We start from the raw sequence: 20474 nt of genomic DNA, 5'->3' as shown, positions 1-20474 counted from the left end.
CGACGCCCAGCGGTGATCTATCGATCGACACTTCGAAGATCAAGCGCCACAGCCATTTTCGAGGGCTGGCCGAGGCATGCTCCTTCGAGCTCAGCCGCGCAAGGGGAGAAATTCGACGATCGCGTCGTCGGTGGCATCGACGGGAACGATGACGAGGCCGTCGCGGTCGACCAGACCACCGAGGTGGGCGGTGCGGATGGCCGGATCGCCGAGCCAGCCGCCTCCGGCGGCGGCACGGGCGGGAACGATGCGCGGAACCGGGCCCGCGATTGCGGCCGCGTTGCGCAGCGGACCGCGCAGCAGACGCGCGGGGGACGCGCCGGTCCGGCCCGCGACGATCGCGGGAGCCAAGGCCATGAGCGTCGCGACGGCCGCGAACGGGTTGCCGGGAAGGCCGAGAACGGCAGTGCCGGAGGCGAGTTCGGCGACGACGGTGGAGCCACCGGGGCGCAGGCGCAGGCGCCGCACCAGAATTCGGGCCTCGGCACGGGTCACCGCGGCCCGCAGCTGGTCGGCGGCGCCGCCGCCGGTCGCGCCGACGATCACCAGCAGGTCGCAATCCGCTGCGGCGGCGAGGACTTCGTCGAAACCGTGTGGGGTGTCGCGCAGGTGCACGCGGTCCGTGGTGCGGATGCCGTACCAGGACAGCAGGTCCGGCAGGATCGGCCCGATCGAGTCGCGTGTCTGGCCCCGCTGCAGCGGACCCTCGCTGCGGATCTCGTCACCGGTCATGATGATGCGCGCGCGGACCGGTCCGCGCACGGGCGCCGCGGTGACCTCGACGCTCGCTGCCGCGGAGACCAGCGCCGCGGTGACCGGAGTCCCCTCCGGCGCAACGAGATCGCCGAGTTCACGGTCTTCGCCGCGGCGGCGGATGTCGTCGCGGAGCGGAGTGTCCGGCGGCCGGTAAAGGGTGTCGTCGGCGACGCGGACGAACTCGTCGCGGAGCACGCCTGTGGTGCCGTCCGGCACGTGCGCGCCGGTGGCGATCCGCACCGCCTCGCCGGCCAGCAGCCCGACCGGACGCCGTCCGCCTGCGAAGCCGATATCGCGCCGCAGGCGCCACGGCCCGTCGCCGGACACCGCGTAGCCGTCCATCGCGGACACGTCGAAGCGGGGCAGCGGCCCGGCCGCCGTCAGCGGGCCCGCGAGGACGGCGCCGTGCACCGACCGCAGGTCGGCCTCGTAGGCGGTGAGTCGGGTAAGGCTGCCGCGCAGGATGTTTCGCGCCTCGTCCAGGTCCATTGGTGGCAGCTGGCGCGGCGTTTCGACCGCGGCCCTGGCCTGCCGCACCTGCTCCTCGGTGTCGCAGTCGGCGACCCCGGGCAGCGCGATGATCGCCGAGTCGTCCGGAACCAACGCCTTCATCGGCTGGTTGATCAGCGAGTCCAGCCTGTCCAAAGCGGCCGCCAGCGCGGACCTTCGCCACACGCCGATCAGGTACTGCGGGCGCCCGGACTCGTCGGCCGCGAATACCGCGTCCGCGCCGGATTCCATGACGTGCCTTGTGAGTTCGCCGATCGTCCACCCCGACAGGAACGGTAGATCGGCCGCGAGCACCACCACCAGCGGCGCGGCGGACCCGAGGGCGCGCAGCCCCGCGCCGATCGCCGACACCGGCCCCGACCCTGGCGGCACCTCCCTGACCTGCCTGATCTCGGGGGGCAGCTCGGGACGGTGCGGTCCGACCACCACCGTGTGCGTGCAGGAGGCTACCGCCGCCAGCGCCGCCTCTAGCATGGAGCGGCCGCCGATGATGATCGCGGGTTTGTCCACGCCGCCCATCCGGCTGGCCCGGCCGCCCGCGAGCACGATCGCGTCGGCGGCCGTCACACGCCACGACCTCGAGCTAGGTGCACCATGGCGGACATGCTAATTCGTCGCTACCGGAAAGCTGGGCAGCGGACGGCGTGGATCACGCGGTCGAGCAGTCGTGGGCCGGCCGGCGCAGGCGGAACTCGTTGGTCTCCGGATCGGCGAGCGCAAGCCAGTCCGCACGGCCGGAACCCGCGGCGGTCGGCTCGCGCGGTGTCGCACCGGCGGCGCGGAGCCTGGCCACCTCCGCGGCCTGGTCATCGGCCGGAAACGAGGTGAGATCCAGGTGCAGCCCGGTTCGACCGGACCCGCGATCGGGGTTGCGCACGAACTCGAGCCAGGAGCCGAGCCCGGTCACCGAGCGCAGCCCGGCCATCCGCGCATCGTGGTGCGTGACGGGCCAGCCGGAGGCAGCCGACCAGAATTCGGCGAGACGTGCCGGGTCGCGCGTGTCGACCACGATGGCCGCTACAGCGCCCGTGCCCACATACTCCTCCCTCGGCTCCAGCACACAGAACTCGTTGCCCTCGGGATCGGCGAGCACCGTCCACGGCACCGCGCCCTGGCCGATGTCGACGGGGTGCGCACCGAGCGCCAGTGCCCGCTCCACCTGGGTGCGCTGATGGTCGACCGAGCGGCTGGCCAGATCGAGGTGCATGCGGTTCTTACCGCTCTTCGCCCGCGCGGCAGGCAGGAAGGCGAGGGCGATGTCGAGGCCGTCGGGATCGGGCGCCGCGACGTCCACTTCGTCGGGCCGGTCGAGGGTTACGGCCCAGCCGAGCAGCTCGGCCCAGAAGTCCGCCACGAACCGCGGCTGGTCCGCATCGAACACGACACATGCCAGGCGGGTGGACATGAAAACAACGGTACTGGGCGCGTGCCCGGCTCGGAGGTCTTTCGAATCAGCGTGCGGAAAGGAACGGAAAGCGTGCGGCGCGCAGGTCTACTCGCCCGTCCCGGATCGGCACGCCCTCCTCGGCGAGCAGCCGCAGCTGGCGGCCGGCCAAGTGCGCGGCGGGCTTGCCGCCTGCACCGATCACCCGATGCCAGGGGAGGTCGGCGGCGTCGGTGCGCATGATCCAGCCCACCGTGCGCGGGGTGGACAGCCCCGCCACCGCGGCGATGTCGCCGTAGGTGGCCACCCGGCCCGCCGGGATCGAGGCCACCAGGGCGCGCACCTGCTCGACCTGGGCATCGGTGGTGGGCACCGGATCAGAGTACCGAGCGCACGAGTTCGCCGGTCTCGGCCGGATGTGCCTGGGTGACCATGTGATCGCAATTCCATTCGTGCACGGCCAGGTTGTCGCCCATACGGGCGGTGAGCGCCGCGCGGAACTCCGGCGTGACGAAGGGCGGGTCGACCTTCATCGCCTGCACCAGCACCGTCGGCAGGTCGGCGGGTGGCAGCACCCAGTGGCGCGCCAGCTGGCCCCAGTAGGAATTGATCGCGGGCAGGCTCATCCGCCACCCGAAGTGTCCGTCCGCGGTGGGCATCAGATGGTCGGTGAGTTCGGCCTCCAGCAGGCGTGGCTCCACGTCGCCCCAGCCGGTGTCCAGCTTGTCCTGACGGGCCTCTTCGATGCTGTCGTAGTCGGCCGACACCAGCGTGGACAGCGCGATCTCGTTGAGCAACTCCGGTTCCAGCGCGATGGCCGGGTCGAGCAGCACGAGCGAGCGCACCAGCTCCGGATGACCGTGGGCGAGATGCAGCGCACACGCGCCGCCGAACGAGTGCCCGACCACCACCACCGGCCCGTCCGCCTCGGCGGCGAGCAGCTCGACCAGGTCCGCGACGACGGTCTCGAAGTTCCACGGCGGAAGCGGCGTCGAGCGACCGTGTCCGCGCAGGTCGGGGGCGAGGACACGGACGTCGGGCAGGTGCCGGGTGGCCAGGTCCTCCCAGCGTTTGCCATGGCCGGTCACGCCGTGCAGGGCGAGCACCACCGGTCCCGTCGTCGGACCGAACCGGTGGACATTCAATACAGGCACCGGTCCATTGTGACCTGCGCGGGAATCGGGCGCAGGGCGAGTCACGCGGAGGGGCGTGACGGCGTGTCGGTCGTGTCTGTTGCAATAGCCCGCGTGGTGCGATCGGATGGCGCGGTGCGACTTGTTCGCCGGAATGTGGTGGCGCCCCGACCGCGGGTATGGGGCGCCGATGTTCGCGCGCTGGTGGACGCGTCGGCCGAGGCGGGGCCGACCCGTTCGGGCTGGCGGCCCTGGCAGGTGCTCGGCGGACCGGGCACCGGCAAGACGGCCCTGCTCGTCGACGTCGCCGCCGCGCGCATCGAGGCGGGGGTCGACCCCGAATCGATACTGGTGCTTGCCCATTCGAAGCAGTCGGCAAGCGCCGTTCGCGACGCCGTCACGGCGCGGTTGTCGGGGCCGGAACCCGGCGCCGAGGGCGGAGTGCCCGGCGCTACCCGTGAGCCGCTGGTGCGCACGCTGCACTCATATGCCTTCTCGGTCCTGCGCAGGCATGCCGCGACGCACGGCAATCCGCCGCCGCGGTTGCTGACCGGTGCCGAGCAGGACGCGGTGCTGCGCGAGATGCTGCGCGGTGACCTGGCCGACATCGCCGAGGGCGCGCCCGGACTCTGGCCGGAGCGGTTGCGGCCCGCGCTCGCGCTCGGCGGGTTCGCCGAGCAGTTGCGCGACCTCATGCTCCGGGCCACCGAGCGCGGTATCGGGCCGGAGGATCTGGTGCGGCTCGGGCGCGAGCACGCCAAGCCGGAATGGGTGGCGGCGGGCAGGTTCGCCATCCGCTACGAGCAGACGATGCTGCTGCGCTGGTCCGTCGGCGTGGAGGCGCCGGAGGCGACGGCGCCCGCACTGGATGCCGCCGAACTGGTCGGCGCTGCACTGGACGCGCTGGCCACCGACCCGAATCTGCTTGCCGCGGAACGCGCCAGGATCAGGTACCTGTTGGTCGACGACGCACAGCATCTCGATCCGCAGGCGGCGATCCTGATCAAGGCGATCGGGCACAGCGCGCGGACCACAGTGATCGCGGGCGATCCCGATCAGGCCGTCTTCGCCTTCCGCGGCGCCGACGCTCGCTTCCTCGCCGACCTGGACGCGCCGGACGGCCAGCGCATCGTCCTGCGAGACAACCATCGTTTCAGCGGCCAGGTGCGGCTCGCGGTCGCGCGCATCGCGGCACGCCTGCCCGGCGCGGCGCGGCAGCGTCTTCCGGTGCCGCGCCGCACAACCGAAGCCGACGACGGCACCGAGGTGCGGGTCCGCGTGCTCGCCACACCCGCGAAGGAGGCCGCGCTCATCGCCGACCATTTGCGTCGCGCGCACCTCACCGCCGGGGTGCCATGGTCGCGGATGGCGGTGATCGTCCGTTCGGTGCCGCTGTCGCTGGCGCCGCTGCGGCGCGCGCTGCTCGCGGCGGGTGTGCCGGTGCAGCAGCCCGCGCTCGATACGCCGCTCGCGCGCAGGCGCGGCGCGGCCTGGATGTTGCTGTCGCTGCGCGCGGTGCTGGCAGGGGAGGCGGCGCGCAGGCACGGCGCGGAACCGGGCTTCGAGCCGGAGGACGCACTCGACCTGCTGACGGGGCCGCTCGGCGGCGCCGACCAGATCGCGTTGCGCAGAGTGCGGCGCGGCGTCCGGCGTGCGGTGCTGGAGTTGGAACGCGACGGGTCCAAGGACGCACCGACTTCCGGGGGGGCCCGATCCGCGAGCGGCGAACAGCCGCCGGATCGCGGCGGCGAGATCGACCGCCCCTCCGCACAGGTGCTGCGCGACCTGCTGATCGGGTCCGGCGACCCGGCGATCCTGGACGGGCTCACCGAGGTCGAGGCGGCGCCACTGCGCCGGGTGCTCGACGCGCTGGAGCGGGCGCGCAAGGCGCGCAGGCGCGGCGCGGGCCTGGAGGACGTGCTGTGGGCGCTGTGGACCGGCTCACGGCTGGAACGGCGCTGGGTGGCGCAATCCGAGCGCGGCGGCGCGGTCGGCATGCAGGCCGACCGCGATCTGGACGCGGCGGTCGGACTGTTCGACGCAGCCGCCGCCTACGTCGACCGGCTGCCGCGGGCGAGTATCGAGGGTTTCGTCGAGTACCTACTCCAGCAGGAGATCCCCAACGACGCCGCACCGCGCACCGCGCAGGGTGCGGCGGTGGCATTGCTGAGCGCGCACGCCGCCGCAGGCCGGGAATGGGATGTGGTCGCGGTCGCGGCGGTGCAGGAAGGGATCTGGCCCAACCCGCGGTCGCGCGGCACTCTGCTGCATACCGAGGACCTGGTCGACCTCACCGCGGGCGTGGTCGATGCGGGGGAACGGGTGAGCCGCGCGGCTCCGATCCTCGCCGAGGAGCGCAGGTTGCTGCTCGTCGCGTGTAGCCGGGCCCGCCGGTCGCTGCTCGTGACCGCCGTCGAGTCGGTGTCCGGCGAACGGGATCTGGTGCCGTCGCGGTTCCTCACCGAGTTGCTCGGACACGACGACGACAGCGAGCCCGGCGCGCTTCCGATCGTCGATCCCGGCCGCGCCCTGGTGATGCACTCGCTGGTGGCCGAATTGCGCGGCGTGGTCTGCGATCCCGACGCCGACCCGCAGCGCAGGCGGCGCGCCGCGCATCAACTGGCGCGGCTCGCGGACGCGGGCGTGCGTGGCACCCATCCCGACGACTGGTACGGCACCGCCGAACTGAGCTCGCAGCGTCCGCTGTGGGCCGAAGACGAAGGTGCGGTGGGTCTTTCGCCCTCGACCGTCGAGCTGCTGCGCACCTGCCCGCTGCGCTGGGCGCTGGAACGCCACGGCGGCACCGACGGCGACAATCCGCATGCCGTGCAGGGCAACCTGGTGCACACGCTGGTGCAGGCGCTCGCGGGCAACGTACCTGGGGCGCAGGTGCGAGCGGCGCTGGACCGCGCGTGGCGGGCGGTGGATCCCGGTTCGGGCTGGCACTCCCGGCAGGAGCTGCGCCGCACCGAAGCCATGCTGGAGACATTCATGGCCTGGGTGCGCAACACCCGCGGCGAACTCACCCAGGCCGGTGTCGAGGTTCCGGTCGACTGCGTGCTGCCTGCCCGGACCGAAGACGAACGCGCCGTGCGGATCCGGGGCCGCGTCGACCGGCTGGAGCGAGATGCGCTGGGGCGCTTCGTGATCGTGGACGTGAAGACCGCAAAGTCGCCGGTCACCAAGCAGGCCGCCGTCGACCATGCCCAGTTGGCGACCTACCAGGTGGCGGCCGCCACCGGAGCCCTGGACGCGGCGGCCGAATCCGAAGCCACGGGCGGAACCGAACCGATCGGCGAGCCCGGCGGGGCCCGCCTGGTGTACGTCGCCAAACCGAGCAGCAAGGAGGGCGCGACTCAGCGTATGCAGCCCGCGCTGGATGCCGAGGCACTCGACAAGTGGCGCACCACGATTCACGAAGCCGCTGCGGCCACCCAGGGCCCGAGCTACGTCGCCATGCGCAACGACGGCTGCCGCCACTGCGCGGTGGCCGGCAGCTGCCCCGTGCAGGATCGCGGAAGACAGGTGACCGACGAGTGAGCGAGCCAGGCGCAGGCATGACCGAGCCGACCGCGGGCACCGCACGCTCGGACCAGGCGCGGCCGATCGTCGGCGGGGCGCGGCCGTGACCGACCGGGTGACACCGCACCGGCTGGCGGAAGCGCTCGGCCTGCCCCCGCCCACCGATGAGCAGGCCGCCGTGATCGCGGCTGCGCCGGGCCCGACCCTGGTGGTCGCGGGCGCGGGCGCGGGCAAGACCGAGACGATGGCCGCACGCGTGGTGTGGATGGTCGCGAACCGGCTCGTACTGCCCGACGAGGTGCTCGGGCTGACCTTCACGCGTAAGGCCGCGCAGCAGTTGACCGCCCGCATCCGCACCAGGCTCGCCCGGCTCGCCGGTGCGCCGCTGCTGCGCGAACTCGACGCGACCGGACAGTTGCGAGCCCAGCTGGCCGGAGCGGAACCGGAGATCAGCACCTATCACTCGTATGCGGGCAGGCTGCTCACCGAGCACGGGCTGCTGCTTCCGGTGGAACCCTCCGCGACGCTGCTCACCGAGACCCAGCTCTGGCAGCTGGCTCACCAAGTCGTCCGCGGTTGGGACGGCGACCTGGACACCGATCGCACGCCGGTGTCGGTCACCGAGGCGGTGCTCGCGTTGTCCGGTCAGCTGGCCGAGCACCTGGTGGAGGCCGAGGAGTTGGCCGAGGCGCACACCGAGCTGGCGAAGCTGGTGCACACGCTGCCCGCGGGTCCACGCCAGCGCGGCGGGCCCAGCCAGGCACTGTTGAATATTCTGCAGGTGCAGCGCGAACGGGTCGCCCTGCTTCCGCTGGTGCAGCAGCTCGCCGATGCGCTGCGCCGCCGCGGCGCATTGGATTTCGGCGCCCAGATGTCGCTCGCAGCGCGGCTGGCCGCCGAGCATCCTGAAGTCGCCACCGCCGAGCGCGCCCGTTTTCGGCTGGTCCTGCTCGATGAATACCAGGACACCGGCCACGCCCAGCGTGTGCTACTGGCCGCGCTGTTCGGCGAAGCCCCGGAGTCGGCGACGGACCCCGGACCCGCGTCGCGGGAGCCCATGCCCGCGAACGGGCCCACTCGCCCCGGCGGACACGACCGGTACGCGGCCCCGTCGTCGTATCGCGTCGCGGAGCACCCGGATTCGCCGATAGGGGACGCGTCGTCGCCGCACGCCGGTGCAGACGACCTGCACCCTGGACCCCCGATGCGGGCCGTGCAGTCACCGCACGCTGGTGCACACGACCGGTACTTCGATCCACCGACGCGGGATTCGCCATCGCCACGTGCCGGTGCACATGCCGGGACCCCTGGTTCGTCGATACGGGGCCGGCCGCGCAATGCACAGCGTCTCGCGGTGACCGCCGTCGGTGACCCGATGCAGTCGATCTACGGCTGGCGCGGCGCGTCGGCGGCGAACCTGCCCCGCTTCGCCACCGACTTCCCCAGCGCGCCAGGTGTTCCCGCCCCGACGCTGCCGCTGCTGACCAGCTGGCGCAACCCACCCGAAGCGCTGGCGCTGGCGAACCTGGTCGCGGAACCATTGCGCCGCAACGCGATCGAGGCCGGCGGCGTGACAGTTGACGCGTTGCGCGCCAAACCCGACGCGGGGCCGGGTGGCGTGGCCTTGGCGCTGACCGGAACTGTTGCCGAGGAACGTGCGTGGGTGGCTGAGCGGATTGCCGCGGAATGGTCGGCCCGGCGCACGGCGGGACAGGAGCCGCCGACATCGGCGGTGCTGGTGCGCCGCAATGCCGATGCCGCGCCGCTCGCGGAAGCGCTTCGCGAGCAAGGACTTCCGGTGGAGATCGTCGGACTCGGCGGTCTGCTGGCCACGCCGGAGGTCGCCGACATCGTCGCAACCCTGCGTCTGGTCGCCGAGCCCGGCGCGGGCAGCGCCGCCATGCGCGTGCTGACCGGCGCTCGCTGGCGCATCGGTGTCGCCGACATCGCCGCGCTCGCCCGCCGGGCCCGAGACTTGTCGATCAGGCGCCCCGCGCAGGAGAACGCGGCCGAGATCGCCGACAGCGCCGCACTCGACGCCGCGCTGCGGGAGGTGGCCCCGGAACCCTCGGAACAGGCAGCGCTGGCGGACGCGATCGCCGATCCCGGTCCGGCCGAGCAGTATTCGGCGGCCGGTTTCGCCCGGCTCGAAGCGCTGGGGCGTGAGTTGGCCGCGCTGCGTGAGCGTAGCGGGCAACCGTTGGCGGAGTTGGTCGCGGATGTCGAACGCACCATCGGTGTGGGTGTGGAGACTCAGGCGCGCCGAGCGATGGCGGGTACGGGCGCGGGGCGCGAGCATCTGGACGCCTTCGCCGAGGTGGTTGCCGGATATGCCGCCGACACCGGCGCCTCGCTCGGTGGGCTGCTCGCGTTCCTCGCCGCCGCGGAGGAGGTCGAAAACGGGCTGCAGCCGGGGGAAGTGGAGGTCGCCCGGGATCGGGTGCAGGTGCTGACCGTACACGCTGCCAAGGGCTTGGAATGGGCGGTCGTCGCGGTTCCGCATGTGGTGGACGGCGTGTTCCCGTCGAAAGTAGGTTCTGGCACGTGGCTCGGCGCGCTCGCCGAGCTGCCGACGACGCTGCGTGGCGACCGCAAGCAGGACGACGCGGCCGAGGGCGTCCCGGTTCTCGATCTCACCGACCTGTACGACCGCGCCGACCTCGAACGGGCGATCAAAGCGCATAAGGAGGCGCTGGAGCGTCGCCGGATCGACGAGGAGCGCCGACTGTTCTATGTAGCGCTCACCAGAACCGAACGTGTCCTTCTCGTTTCGGCCCACCACTGGGCCGAAACCGGAACCTCGCCGAAGGGGCCTTCGGACTTTCTTCTGGAGCTGAAGCGCGCGGGCGAAGACCCCGACAGTCCGGCGAACGGCGTCCTGGCGATCGACCGCTGGGACGACCCACCCGCTGCCGACGCGGTCAACCCGTTCACCGACAACCCCGCCACCGCGCACTGGCCTCGTGATCCCCTGGGCGTCCGGCGCGACCCTATCGAGCAGGGCGCCGCGCTGGTCCGCACGGCCCTTGCCGAGCTCAGGGCCGGCCCGGCCTCCGCGACGCAAGCCACAGCACCCGAATCGGATGCGCACAGCACTGCCGCGGCCCCCCGCGCTGCGGAGCTCACCCTCGATTTCGACCTCGTCCCGACGTCGAGCACTGACGACGTAGCGGCAGACCAGGACGATCGCGATCGCATCGGCGACCCGGAGTCCTACCCGCCCGACGATCTCCCTCCGGATCCGATGGACGAGTTCGCCGAAGATCCCGTTTTCGACTCCGCCGCAAGGGAATACATCGACCCGTACGCGGATCTCGAGCCCGGCTACGGCGAGGCCGTGCCGTCGGACCCCGTCGAGGAATACCTGTCGGCCGACGATCACGCCTTCGACCCACGTTTCACGCACCCGCCCGAGGACCCGGACGATCCCGAGGGCTGGGCCGCCGACGTCGACGCCCTGCTCGCCGAACATCAGGCGGTCGCTGCGGCCGCCGAAGCGGTCGAGCTCCCCGGCCAGATCGCGGCGACGGCGCTGGTCGAACTGCGTGCCGACCCGGCGAAACTCGCCGCGCGCCTGCGCCGTCCGCTGCCCTACCCGCCGAATCCGCTGGCTCGCCGCGGCACCGCGTTCCATGCCTGGGTGCAGCGGTGGTTCGGCGACACCCGTCTGCTGGGCCTGGACGAACTGCCCGGCGCCGCCGACGGCGGCGCGGCCGACGCGGGCCTGGATGCCGAGCTGACCGCGATGCAAAACGCGTTCCTCGAGTCGCCATGGGCGAATCGCAGCCCGATCGAGGTCGAAGTCCCGTTCGAGACCTCGATCGCGGGCACTGTTATCCGCGGGCGGATGGACGCGGTGTTCGCCGAACCGGGTGGCGGCTGGGTCGTGGTCGACTGGAAGACCGGCGCCGAGCCGACCGCCGCCGAGGAACCCGCGGTCGCCATGCAGCTGGCCGTCTACCGTCTGGCCTGGGCGCGGCTGATGGCCGCGCGGGAGGGCCGGTCCGAGCAGGAGATGCTGTACCGGATCGGGGCCGCGTTCCACTACGTGCGCAGCGGGCGCACCATCGCGCCCACAACGCTGGCCGGTCCGGAAGACCTGGCCGAGCTGATCAGGAGCGCGGCTCCCGGTGTTTGATTTGCTGTGCTTGTTCGGCCGCGCCTTCGGCGCGGCGTGTTCGCGGCCCCCTTATGGCTCACGCCGTGAACAGGCAATGCTCGGTCTCGCTGCGCTCGAAAACGGGAGTGGGGCCAGTGTGCTGCGTTTTCGTGTGGTTCAAGCCCTTCGACTCGGTCGTGCCTCACTCCCGGTTCCGAGCGGAGCGAGACCGAGCATTCCCCGTTCGCGGCCCGGCTCGCGTCCGAGCGACCGAAGCGCATGCGACGCAGTCGCGAGTCTCGGTCGCTCGGACGCGAGCCAGAAGGGGGCCGCGAACACGCCGCGCCCGCGCGGCCAAAAACACAGCCCGCGAACACGCAGTGCCGCAGGCGCTGCAAAGATAAACATCGTGCCGGAGGGACGAGGAACGCCGGAGATGGCCGACGATAAGACGGGTGGGTCCGGTGTTCGGTGACCGATCACGTGGCCTCGAGCTGTCGAGCCGGCCGCACTTCGCATTGGTCGGCGTGCTGCGCATCCCGGAAATCCAGACCAGTCCATGGATTTCGCTGACCCGGCGGGTGCTGTTCGCGGTCAGTCTGCTGTTTCTGTCCGCGCTGGTGGTGTATCTCGGTCGCCACGGATACCACGACAACTCGGGCGATGAACTGTCGTTCCTGGACGCGTTCTACTATGCGACGGTGTCGCTGTCGACCACCGGGTACGGTGATATCGCCCCCGTGACGGCCGAAGCGCGGCTGGTGAACATCGTCATCATCACCCCGCTGCGCATCCTGTTCCTCATCGTGCTCGTCGGAACCACGCTCGGCGTGCTGACGGAACGCTCCCGGCAGGCTTTCAAGATTCAGCGATGGAGGCACAGCGTGCGCAATCACACCGTGGTCGTCGGATACGGCACGAAAGGACGGACCGCGATCGACGCCATGCTCGGTGACGGTGTGCATCCCGCCGACATCGTCGTGGTCGACACCGACGTCGTCGCGTTGGAGGCAGCCGCGAATGCCGGACTGGTCACGGTGCACGGGTCGGCCACCCAGGCCGACGTGCAGCGGCTGGCCGGTGTGCAGAATGCCGCCGCGGTCGTGGTCGCCACCAACCGGGACGACACCGCCGTGCTGGTCACCCTGACCGCCCGCGAGCTGAACAAGGCCGCCAAGATCGTGGTCGCGATCCGGGAGGCGGAGAACACCCACCTGGTGCGGCAGTCCGGCGCCGACTCGGTGGTGGTGTCCTCCGAGACCGCGGGCCGGTTGCTCGGCATCGCGACGACCACGCCGACCGTGGTGGAGATGATGGAGGACCTGCTCACTCCTGAGCACGGCTTCGCCGTCGCCGAACGCGAGGTGGAGCCGTCCGAGGTCGGCGGCTCGCCACGGCATCTCAGCGACATCGTGCTCGGGGTGGTGCGTGCCGGGGTGTTGGTGCGTGTCGGCGAGCCCGAGGTCGACGCGATCGAGGCGGGCGACAAACTGCTGTACATCCGCCGGGTGGGCAAGTGACACCGACGCAAGCGGGCCGGTAACTCGGGCGATAGTCTCGAATCGTGCCCGCTTTTCAACTCAATGGTGTTCCGTTGCTGTCCCGTGCCGTGATCGACCGGGCCGAGGAGATCCGGGGCGACGCCCAGGCGCTGAAGGAAGGTTGGGGCCAGGCGAGATTGCTGCGGGTCAACCGGCGCGGGCAGGTGCGCTTCGACAATGGCGCCTTGGTCATGGCTACGGCTGTCGAGCTGTCCGCCGAGCCGAGCCCCGCCGCGGTATTCCTGGGTGTCGAGGACGGCATCCACCTGTGGGCGGTGCGCGATCCGGAGCTCGAGGGCACGCTGACCGATCTGCGCGCCTTGGCGGGCGGCAGTATCGACGACCGTACCGCCGGGTTGCTTTCCACCGCGATCGCACTGCTGAACTGGCACGACAAGGCTGGGTTCAACGGCGCGGACGGCGCGTTGACGGCCTCGTCCAAGGCCGGATGGTCGCGGATCACCGAGAGCGGCTACGAGGAGTTCCCGCGCATCGATCCCGCGGTGATCTGCCTGATCCACGACGGCGGCGAGCGGGTGCTGCTCGCCCGGCAGCACAGCTGGCCGAAGTCGCTGTTCTCGCTGCTCGCCGGGTTCGTCGAGGCGGGCGAGTCGCTGGAACGTTGCGTCGAGCGGGAGATGCGCGAGGAAGTCGGCCTCGACGTGCGCGAGATCAGCTACTTGGGTAGCCAGCCGTGGCCGTTCCCGCGGTCGCTGATGGTCGGCTTCGCCGCGGTCGCCGATCCCGATCAGCCGCTGGCCTTCTCCGACGGGGAGATCGCCGAAGCCCACTGGTTCACCCGCGCCGAGGTGCGCGAAGCCCTTGTGGTGGGGGACTGGTCGGCGCAGGGCCGAGGCCAGCGGCTACTGCTGCCGGGCTCGATCTCCATCGCGCGCACCATCGTCGAATCCTGGGCGGCGATCGACTGAGCCCCGCACGGGCTGTTCGGGTCGGCGTGGGCTGATCAGGACAGTGTGGCGAGCGTCTGCTTGACGGTCGCCAGCGACGGGTTGGTCGCGGTGGAACCGTCGGCGAACTTCACCGTGGGCACCACGTGGTTGCCGCCGTTGACGCTGCCGACGAATTCGGCCGACGCCGGATCTTGTTCGATATCGATCTCGACATAGCTGATACCGGACTCGTCCAGCTGCTTCTTCAGCCTGCGGCAGTAGCCGCACCAGGTGGTCGAGTACATCGTCAGGTCATGGTTCGCGTCAGTCACGCACCGTGCAACGTTGCACGACCGCTCACTGTTCCAACTCGAACATTCTCTCTGCTTGCACCGATTTTAGTAAGCGCGCATACTAAAACAATGACGATCATCGCCACCGTGCGCGCCACCTCGACCGCGCCACCCGCCGCATTCTTCGCACGCTGGGCCGATATGGCCACCTGGCCGGAATGGAATACCGACACCGAGTGGGTGCGCTCGAGCGGCCCGTTCGCCGAGGGCTCGACCGGAACGTTGAAGCCGAAGGGTGGCCCGAAGGTCGGGTTCGTCATCGAGCGGCTCACCGATTCCGAGTTCGTCGACGTGTCGAAACTGTTCGGCGCACGGCTGACCTTCACCCACGAGGTCGCCGTCACAGAAGGCCGCACGGCGGTGACGGTCGCGATCGACGGGCCGCTGCGCGCGCTGTGGACGAAAATCCTCGGCGCCGACCTGGCGAGGTCCGTGCAGCCCGACCTCGACGCACTGGTCGCTGTCGCCGAGGGGGTGGCGGTGTGAGGTACTGGTTGGGTGTCGTGTCCCGCGAACACGTCCTGCGTGGTGTGCGGCTCGGCATCGCGCAGGCCAACCACGGCAAACGCTCGGCGGTGGAGCGGATGCGGCCCGGTGACGGCTTGGTCTACTACTCGCCGCGCGAAGGCATACGGGCAGGTGCGGCGGTGCGCTCGTTCACCGCGATCGGCACCGTCGACGACCGGCCGGTTTGGCAGGCCGACCCGCAGGCCGACGGCTGCTTCCAGCCGTGGCGCCGGTCGGTCAGCTATCGCGCCGGGGTACGGGAGATCCCTATCGAGGAGCTGCGCGCGGATCTGGATCTCACCAGCGTGCCGAACTGGGGCATGGTGCTGCGCCGTGGCCTGGTAGAACTCAGCGCACACGACTACGCGCTGATCGAGCGGGCAATGCGGGACGAGTGAGGGAGGTTGATGCACGAGGGAGCGCCGGATGCCGGACTGCGCACCAGATTTCGCGAGGCCGACGAGAGTCCTGGCCTGTTGCTGTGGCAGGTGACCAACCGGTGGCAGGCCGCACAGCGGGCGGCGCTGGCCCCGTTCGATCTGACGCACGTGCAGTTCGTGCTGCTCGCCTCGCTGACCTACCTCGCGGACCGGCGCGACGATCCGGTGCGGCAGCGTGACCTGGCCGCGCACGCCGCCACCGACCCGATGATGACCTCCCAGGTGCTGCGCACGCTCGAACAGAAGGGCCTGATCGAGCGCCGCGACCATCCGGGCGATCGCCGGGCGAAAGCGCTGGTGCCCACCGAAGCCGGTGCGGTGCTGGTGAATCGGGCGATAGGCGCAGTCGAGTCCTGCGATCAGGAATTCTTCGGCCCGCTCGGCCCGAACGGCAGCGCATTCTCCGATGCCCTGCGGTTGCTGCGCGACCGCGGCACGCGCTGACCCGGCCGCGGCTGAGCGGGCGCGCAAGGCCTCGGTCCGGCGTAGGGAGAATGCAGCAGGTGGGCGGGCCGATGCCGGCGACGGCGACCCTGCGCCGCTCGCCACGGCGGGACTGCGCGTGTCGGTGGGCGCTGTCATGATGGACCGCGTGCCCGCACTCGACCTCGCCGACCTCGATCCCGAGCAGGCCGCCGCCGTCCGTGCGCCGCGCGGTCCGGTGTGTGTGCTCGCCGGCGCCGGCACGGGCAAAACCAGGACCATCACCCACCGCATCGCCTATCTGGTGGCCGAAGGACATATCAAGGCCGACCAGGTGCTCGCGGTGACCTTCACCGCGCGCGCGGCGGGGGAGTTGCGCGGTCGCCTGCGCGCGCTCGGTCTCGGTGGCGACGCGACTCAGGTCCAGGCGCGGACGTTCCACGCGGCCGCGCTGCGGCAGCTCAAATACTTCTGGCCGCAGATCGTCGGCGACGTGCCATGGCGGTTGATCGACGGCAAGTTCCCGATCGTCGCGCAGGCAGCGAACCGGGCTGGTCTCTCCAGCGGCACCGACAGCGTCCGCGACCTGCTGAGCGAAATCGAATGGGCGAAGGCCTCGCTCATCGCGCCGGAGGACTACCCGGCCGCGGTCGCCGAGCACCGCCGCGAAACTCCGTACGACGCGATGCGAGTGGCCGACGTCTACGCGGGCTACGAGAAGCTCAAGGCGACGCCGGACGGGCTGCTGCTCGATTTCGACGATCTGCTGCTGCACACCGCCGCCGCGCTGGAGGACTATCCGGCCGTTGCCGACGAATTCCGCGGCCGCTACCGAAGTTTCGTGGTCGACGAGTACCAGGACGTTACGCCGCTGCAGCAGCGAGTACTCGACGCTTGGCTGGGTGACCGCGACGATCTCACCGTGGTAGGCGATGCCAACCAGACGATCTATTCGTTCACCGGCGCCACCCCCAGCTATCTGCTCGACTTCTCCCGCCGCTTCCCCGAGGCCACCGTGGTCCGGCTGGAACGCGACTATCGCTCGACCCCGCAGGTGGTGTCGCTGGCCAATCGCGTGATCGGGGTGGCGCGCGGCCGCATCGCGGGCACCAGGCTGCAGTTGATCGGTCGGCGGGCAGACGGACCTGAGCCGACGTTCGCCGAGTACGACGACGGTCCCGCCGAGGCGGCCGCGGTGGCGAAGGCGATCGAGCGGTTGATCGATGTCGGCACGCCCGCCGCGGAAATCGCCGTGCTGTATCGCATCAACGCCCAGTCGGAGGGCTACGAGCAGGCGCTCACCGAACGCGGCATCCCGTACCAGGTGCGCGGCGGCGAGGGTTTCTTCGCGCGTGCCGAGGTCAGGCAGGCTGTGCAGGCATTGCGGCAGGCCACGGCCCGCGACGATCTGCCCGACCAGGCGCGCAGCGGCACCGCCCTGGTATCGCTGGTCCGTGCGGTATTGGCCCCGCTCGGCCTCACCGCCACCGAGCCAGCGGGCGCCCAGGCGCGGGAACGCTGGTCCTCGCTGGTTGCCCTGGTGCGTCTGACCGAGGAGCTGGTCGGCCACGACGGCCGGCTCGATCTGACCGGGCTGCTGCGTGAACTCGCCGCCCGCGCAGAGGCCAGGCACGCACCTACGGTGCAGGGTGTCACGCTGGCCTCGTTGCACGCCGCCAAGGGCTTGGAGTGGGATGCGGTGTTCCTCGTCGGCCTGTCCGACGGCACCCTGCCGATCGCGCACGTCCTCGCCGACGACGGCTCGGTCGCCGACGCGGCCGCGCTGGAGGAGGAGCGGCGCCTGCTCTATGTCGGCGTCACCAGGGCGCGTGAGCATCTGCGGCTGTCCTGGGCGTTGGCGAGGAACGAGGGTGGCAGGCGCACCCGGCGGCGTTCGCGGTTCCTCAACGGCCTCGTCCCCGACGACTCGCCCGCCTCACGTGTCGCGGCGCCGGTCACCACATCGAACGGCATCCGCCCGACGTGCCGGGTGTGTGCCAAGCCGCTGATCGGCACCTACGCGACCATGCTCGGCCGCTGCCGCCGCTGCCCGGCGGAGCTGGACGCCGAACTGCTTGTCGCACTGGAGGAGTGGCGCGCGGAGAAGGCGGAAGCGTTGCGGGTGCGCGAATTCGTGGTTTTCACCGACACCACGCTCACCGCGATCGCCGAACAACTACCTGCCGACGACGCCGCGCTGGCCGCGATTCCGGGCATCGGTGCGAAGAAGCTCGACCAGTACGGCGCCGAGGTTCTCGCGATCGTCGCGTCCCGGCTCCGATCTAGATCACAAAACCGCAGGTAGAAAATAGGTTGTCGCCGTAGGCGAACTTGCATATGGTGGGAGTCACGCACTGGGAGGTCATCTCGGCGCGCATCGTTACCGACACACCACGAGTACAGGAGGGAGGCAGAGCAATGGACAACATCGTGAACTTCAACGCCTATGGCGTTGCGGTCAATGCGCCCATGGCGGCCTCCCGGGGGATCCTCGCCTTGCAGGGGATCGGTCTGTCCTGCATCGGTGCGTTCGGCGCCTTTGGAACGCAGGTGAATTCTGCCTCCATGCATGCGCCTATTCGCACCCTCATCCAGGACAAGCCCAGCGTGGGTTGGCACCCGGCAGTTGCCCAGGCAGCAGTCGGCGCCGTCACGGATGAAGCCGGACTCGAGCCGGCGGATCCGCGGGCAGCACGCCTCCGCACCGCACACCCAGCGACCGTGATCAGGACTCGACGCAGATGTCGACCTAGGTAGGGACCTCCTTCCCGACCTCCTGGCCACGGATCGCACGAAGCGAAACCGTGGCCAATATTTTTCGGCCCTTCAGCCACCGGCACCGGTTTCGCGACACAACGAAACGAACCGCTGCAAACGAGTTGAAGGAGAACGACGTGTTCACCGCACAGGGTTGGCCACAAGCCGCTACTGACGTGACATGCCGAGCCGTGGCGTCGACTACCCGGACCCGGGAGGTCACCAAGGTCCTGCCTTGCCGCGCAGGAGATCCGGACCTCTGGTTCGCCGAGAGCCCGGTCCAGTTGGAGCAGGCCAAGGCGCTGTGCGCGACCTGCCCGATCCGCAAGGGCTGCCTGAACGCGGCCATGGATCGGCGTGAGCCGTGGGGTGTTTGGGGCGGTGAGATCTTCGACCAGGGTGTCGTGATCGCCCGCAAGCGCCCGCGCGGCCGTCCGCGCAAGGTCGCGATCCCAGCGTGAGCGTCAGGCCCGGAGACGGCAGCTGGCGCAATCACGCAGGGCCCAGCTCACGTTGTGATGGATACAGCGTGAGCTGGGAAGTGACTTCCCTCCCTCCGGTCGATGTGCTCGAGTCGGTCGGTTCCGACGCGGGCCGAGCCAACGAACGAGAAAGCAGACCAGCCGCTCACCGGTGCTTGGTGAGCGGCTCGTCTGCGTTCCACCCTCAGCTCCGTCGAGGCGCAACCCCATGAGCACCGCCCGAATTCCGGCCCGAACCCCAAACCACAAACCGTCTCCCCACCCTGTCGAGTGCGAGTCTTACAAGAGCAACCCGCGGCCTGGCAACTTGGTGCGGGTCGACGGTGTGTGATCCGGAACGCACAGCGCACGGACGACTCGCCGAACTGTGCAGCCGTCGGTAGCGTGTGCGCCAATGCTTTTGGCTCAGGGATGGTTCTGCGGCCGGTTCGGTGGAGATGCGCGTGCACTATGTGATCGGGATACTTGGTCTGCTGGCCTTTCTGCTGCTTGCGTGGCTGCCGAGCACGGATCGCCGGGCCGCGGGCGGCAAACTCGGCCGGGTGGCGGTGTTGCTGGCTGTCCAGTTCGGGCTCGGATTCGTCTTGCTGAAGACGGGCGCGGGCACGGCGGTGATCCGGGTGATCCGTGACGGGTTCCAGCACATCCTCGAATATGCCGCGCAGGGAACCGCTTTCGTATTCGGCGATCTGATGAATGCTGGCGCCAACGGCCCCGCCTTCTTCTTCGCGGTCTTGATGCCGGTTGTGTTCGTGTCGGCGTTGATCGGCATCCTGCAACACATCCGCGTGCTGCCGCTGATCATCAAATATCTCGGTCTGCTGCTGTCGTGGCTGAGCGGGTTCGGCAAAATCGAATCGTTCAATGCGGTTGCCGCGGCCATCCTCGGGCAGTCGGAAGTCTTCATCTCGCTGCGCGGCATGCTGGCGCAGATCCCGCCGCAGCGGATGTTCACCCTCGCGGCGTCGGCGATGTCGACCGTGTCCGCGGGCATCCTCGGGGCCTATATGCAGCTCATCGACGCCCGGTATGTCATCGCCGCCATCGCGCTCAACATGTTCGGCGCGTTCGTGGTGTCCTCTCTCATCAATCCCTACGCGGTGAGTCCGGACGACGATGCCGAATTACTCGCCGCCGATATCGCCGAAAGCCGTAAACAGCAGTCGTTCTTCGAAATGCTCACCGAATACATCCTCGTCGGATTCAAGGTCGCCTTCACGGTGGGGGCCATGCTGATCGGCTTCATCGCCCTGTTGGCGATGGTGAACGGGATCTTCGCCGCACTGTTCCACGGCACCACATTCCAGGACGTGATGGGTCACATCTTCGCCCCGATCGCCTATCTGACCGGCGTGCCGTGGGACGAGGCCGCCGCGGCCGGACGCTTCATGGGTACCAAACTGGTGTCGAACGAGATGGTTGCCATGCAGCAGCTGCATCAGCAGCAGGGGCTGTCCCCGCGTTCACTCGCTATCGTGTCCACCTACCTGGTGTCGTTCGCCAACTTCTCCACCATCGCCATCGTCGTCGGCGCTGTCCGTAGTCTGGAGCAGAAGCAGGGTGTGGTCGTCGCGCAGAACGGCCTACGCCTGCTCTACGCCGCCACCCTGGTCAGCTTCCTCAGTGCCACCATCGTCGGATTGCTCAGCTGACACCGGTGCACCCCACCCACGGACA

Annotated in this window: 16 protein-coding genes; 11 read left to right on the top strand and 5 right to left on the bottom strand. The window is 70.1% G+C overall.

What is annotated here, in order from left to right; translation table 11 throughout:
- Positions 1 to 90: 90 nt before the first annotated feature.
- From AB4Z47_RS11770 to AB4Z47_RS11755, 4 genes are all read right to left on the bottom strand, one after another.
- Positions 91 to 1833: an NTP transferase domain-containing protein gene (locus tag AB4Z47_RS11770; protein ID WP_441950262.1), complete on the bottom strand. Its 1743-nt coding sequence runs from the start codon at positions 1831 to 1833 to the stop codon at positions 91 to 93.
- 82 nt (positions 1834 to 1915) lie between these two features.
- Complete coding sequence (locus AB4Z47_RS11765; RefSeq protein ID WP_441950261.1) at positions 1916 to 2671, bottom strand: VOC family protein; 756 nt, start codon at positions 2669 to 2671, stop codon at positions 1916 to 1918.
- A 46-nt stretch (positions 2672 to 2717) separates the two neighbouring features.
- The gene (locus AB4Z47_RS11760; RefSeq protein WP_441950259.1) at positions 2718 to 3023 is read right to left on the bottom strand and encodes an MGMT family protein; all 306 of its coding nucleotides are present in this window, start codon (positions 3021 to 3023) and stop codon (positions 2718 to 2720) included.
- Between the two features lie 4 nt (positions 3024 to 3027).
- Positions 3028 to 3804 carry an alpha/beta fold hydrolase gene (locus AB4Z47_RS11755; protein WP_441950258.1) on the bottom strand — a complete coding sequence of 259 codons (777 nt, stop codon included), beginning with the start codon at positions 3802 to 3804 and terminating at the stop codon, positions 3028 to 3030.
- A 72-nt stretch (positions 3805 to 3876) separates the two neighbouring features.
- On the opposite strand from AB4Z47_RS11755, the gene AB4Z47_RS11750 reads away from it, so the two are divergent.
- From AB4Z47_RS11750 to nudC, 4 genes are all read left to right on the top strand, one after another.
- Positions 3877 to 7323: an ATP-dependent helicase gene (locus tag AB4Z47_RS11750; RefSeq protein WP_441950256.1), complete on the top strand. Its 3447-nt coding sequence runs from the start codon at positions 3877 to 3879 to the stop codon at positions 7321 to 7323.
- Between the two features lie 85 nt (positions 7324 to 7408).
- Positions 7409 to 11443, top strand: a complete 4035-nt coding sequence (locus AB4Z47_RS11745; protein WP_441950255.1) for an ATP-dependent helicase — start codon at positions 7409 to 7411, stop codon at positions 11441 to 11443.
- A gap of 425 nt (positions 11444 to 11868) precedes the next feature.
- Positions 11869 to 12924 carry a potassium channel family protein gene (locus tag AB4Z47_RS11740; RefSeq protein WP_441950538.1) on the top strand — a complete coding sequence of 352 codons (1056 nt, stop codon included), beginning with the start codon at positions 11869 to 11871 and terminating at the stop codon, positions 12922 to 12924.
- A 44-nt stretch (positions 12925 to 12968) separates the two neighbouring features.
- Positions 12969 to 13874, top strand: a complete 906-nt coding sequence (gene nudC / locus AB4Z47_RS11735) for an NAD(+) diphosphatase (RefSeq protein ID WP_441950253.1) — start codon at positions 12969 to 12971, stop codon at positions 13872 to 13874.
- Positions 13875 to 13909: 35 nt separating this feature from the next.
- Here the strand turns inward: nudC and AB4Z47_RS11730 are convergent, their stop codons facing one another.
- A complete protein-coding gene (locus AB4Z47_RS11730; protein ID WP_441950536.1) occupies positions 13910 to 14140 on the bottom strand; it encodes a mycoredoxin in 231 nt (76 codons plus the stop codon).
- 117 nt (positions 14141 to 14257) lie between these two features.
- On the opposite strand from AB4Z47_RS11730, the gene AB4Z47_RS11725 reads away from it, so the two are divergent.
- The 7 genes from AB4Z47_RS11725 to AB4Z47_RS11695 all read left to right on the top strand — a co-directional run bounded on the left by AB4Z47_RS11725 (position 14258) and on the right by AB4Z47_RS11695 (position 20449).
- A complete protein-coding gene (locus AB4Z47_RS11725) occupies positions 14258 to 14674 on the top strand; it encodes an SRPBCC family protein (protein WP_441950251.1) in 417 nt (138 codons plus the stop codon).
- On the top strand, positions 14671 to 15093 hold the full coding sequence (locus AB4Z47_RS11720) for an EVE domain-containing protein (RefSeq protein ID WP_441950249.1): 423 nt from the start codon (positions 14671 to 14673) through the stop codon (positions 15091 to 15093). The genes AB4Z47_RS11725 and AB4Z47_RS11720 overlap by 4 nt, the downstream gene beginning before the upstream one ends.
- Before the next feature lie 9 nt (positions 15094 to 15102).
- A complete protein-coding gene (locus AB4Z47_RS11715; RefSeq protein WP_441950248.1) occupies positions 15103 to 15579 on the top strand; it encodes a MarR family winged helix-turn-helix transcriptional regulator in 477 nt (158 codons plus the stop codon).
- A 136-nt stretch (positions 15580 to 15715) separates the two neighbouring features.
- On the top strand, positions 15716 to 17863 hold the full coding sequence (locus AB4Z47_RS11710) for an ATP-dependent DNA helicase UvrD2 (protein ID WP_441950246.1): 2148 nt from the start codon (positions 15716 to 15718) through the stop codon (positions 17861 to 17863).
- A gap of 113 nt (positions 17864 to 17976) precedes the next feature.
- Positions 17977 to 18315, top strand: a complete 339-nt coding sequence (locus AB4Z47_RS11705) for a hypothetical protein (RefSeq protein WP_441950245.1) — start codon at positions 17977 to 17979, stop codon at positions 18313 to 18315.
- Positions 18316 to 18452: 137 nt separating this feature from the next.
- Complete coding sequence (locus AB4Z47_RS11700) at positions 18453 to 18776, top strand: WhiB family transcriptional regulator (RefSeq protein ID WP_441950243.1); 324 nt, start codon at positions 18453 to 18455, stop codon at positions 18774 to 18776.
- A gap of 464 nt (positions 18777 to 19240) precedes the next feature.
- Positions 19241 to 20449, top strand: coding sequence for a NupC/NupG family nucleoside CNT transporter (locus AB4Z47_RS11695; RefSeq protein WP_441950242.1), 1209 nt, complete (start codon positions 19241 to 19243; stop codon positions 20447 to 20449).
- Positions 20450 to 20474: the final 25 nt, after the last annotated feature.

The sequence above is a fragment of the Nocardia sp. 2TAF39 genome (genome assembly GCF_052114905.1).
In the GTDB taxonomy this organism is placed as follows: domain Bacteria; phylum Actinomycetota; class Actinomycetes; order Mycobacteriales; family Mycobacteriaceae; genus Nocardia.
The sequence above is the reverse complement of the archived record's forward strand: the minus strand, read 5'-3'. Positions and strand labels throughout refer to the sequence as shown.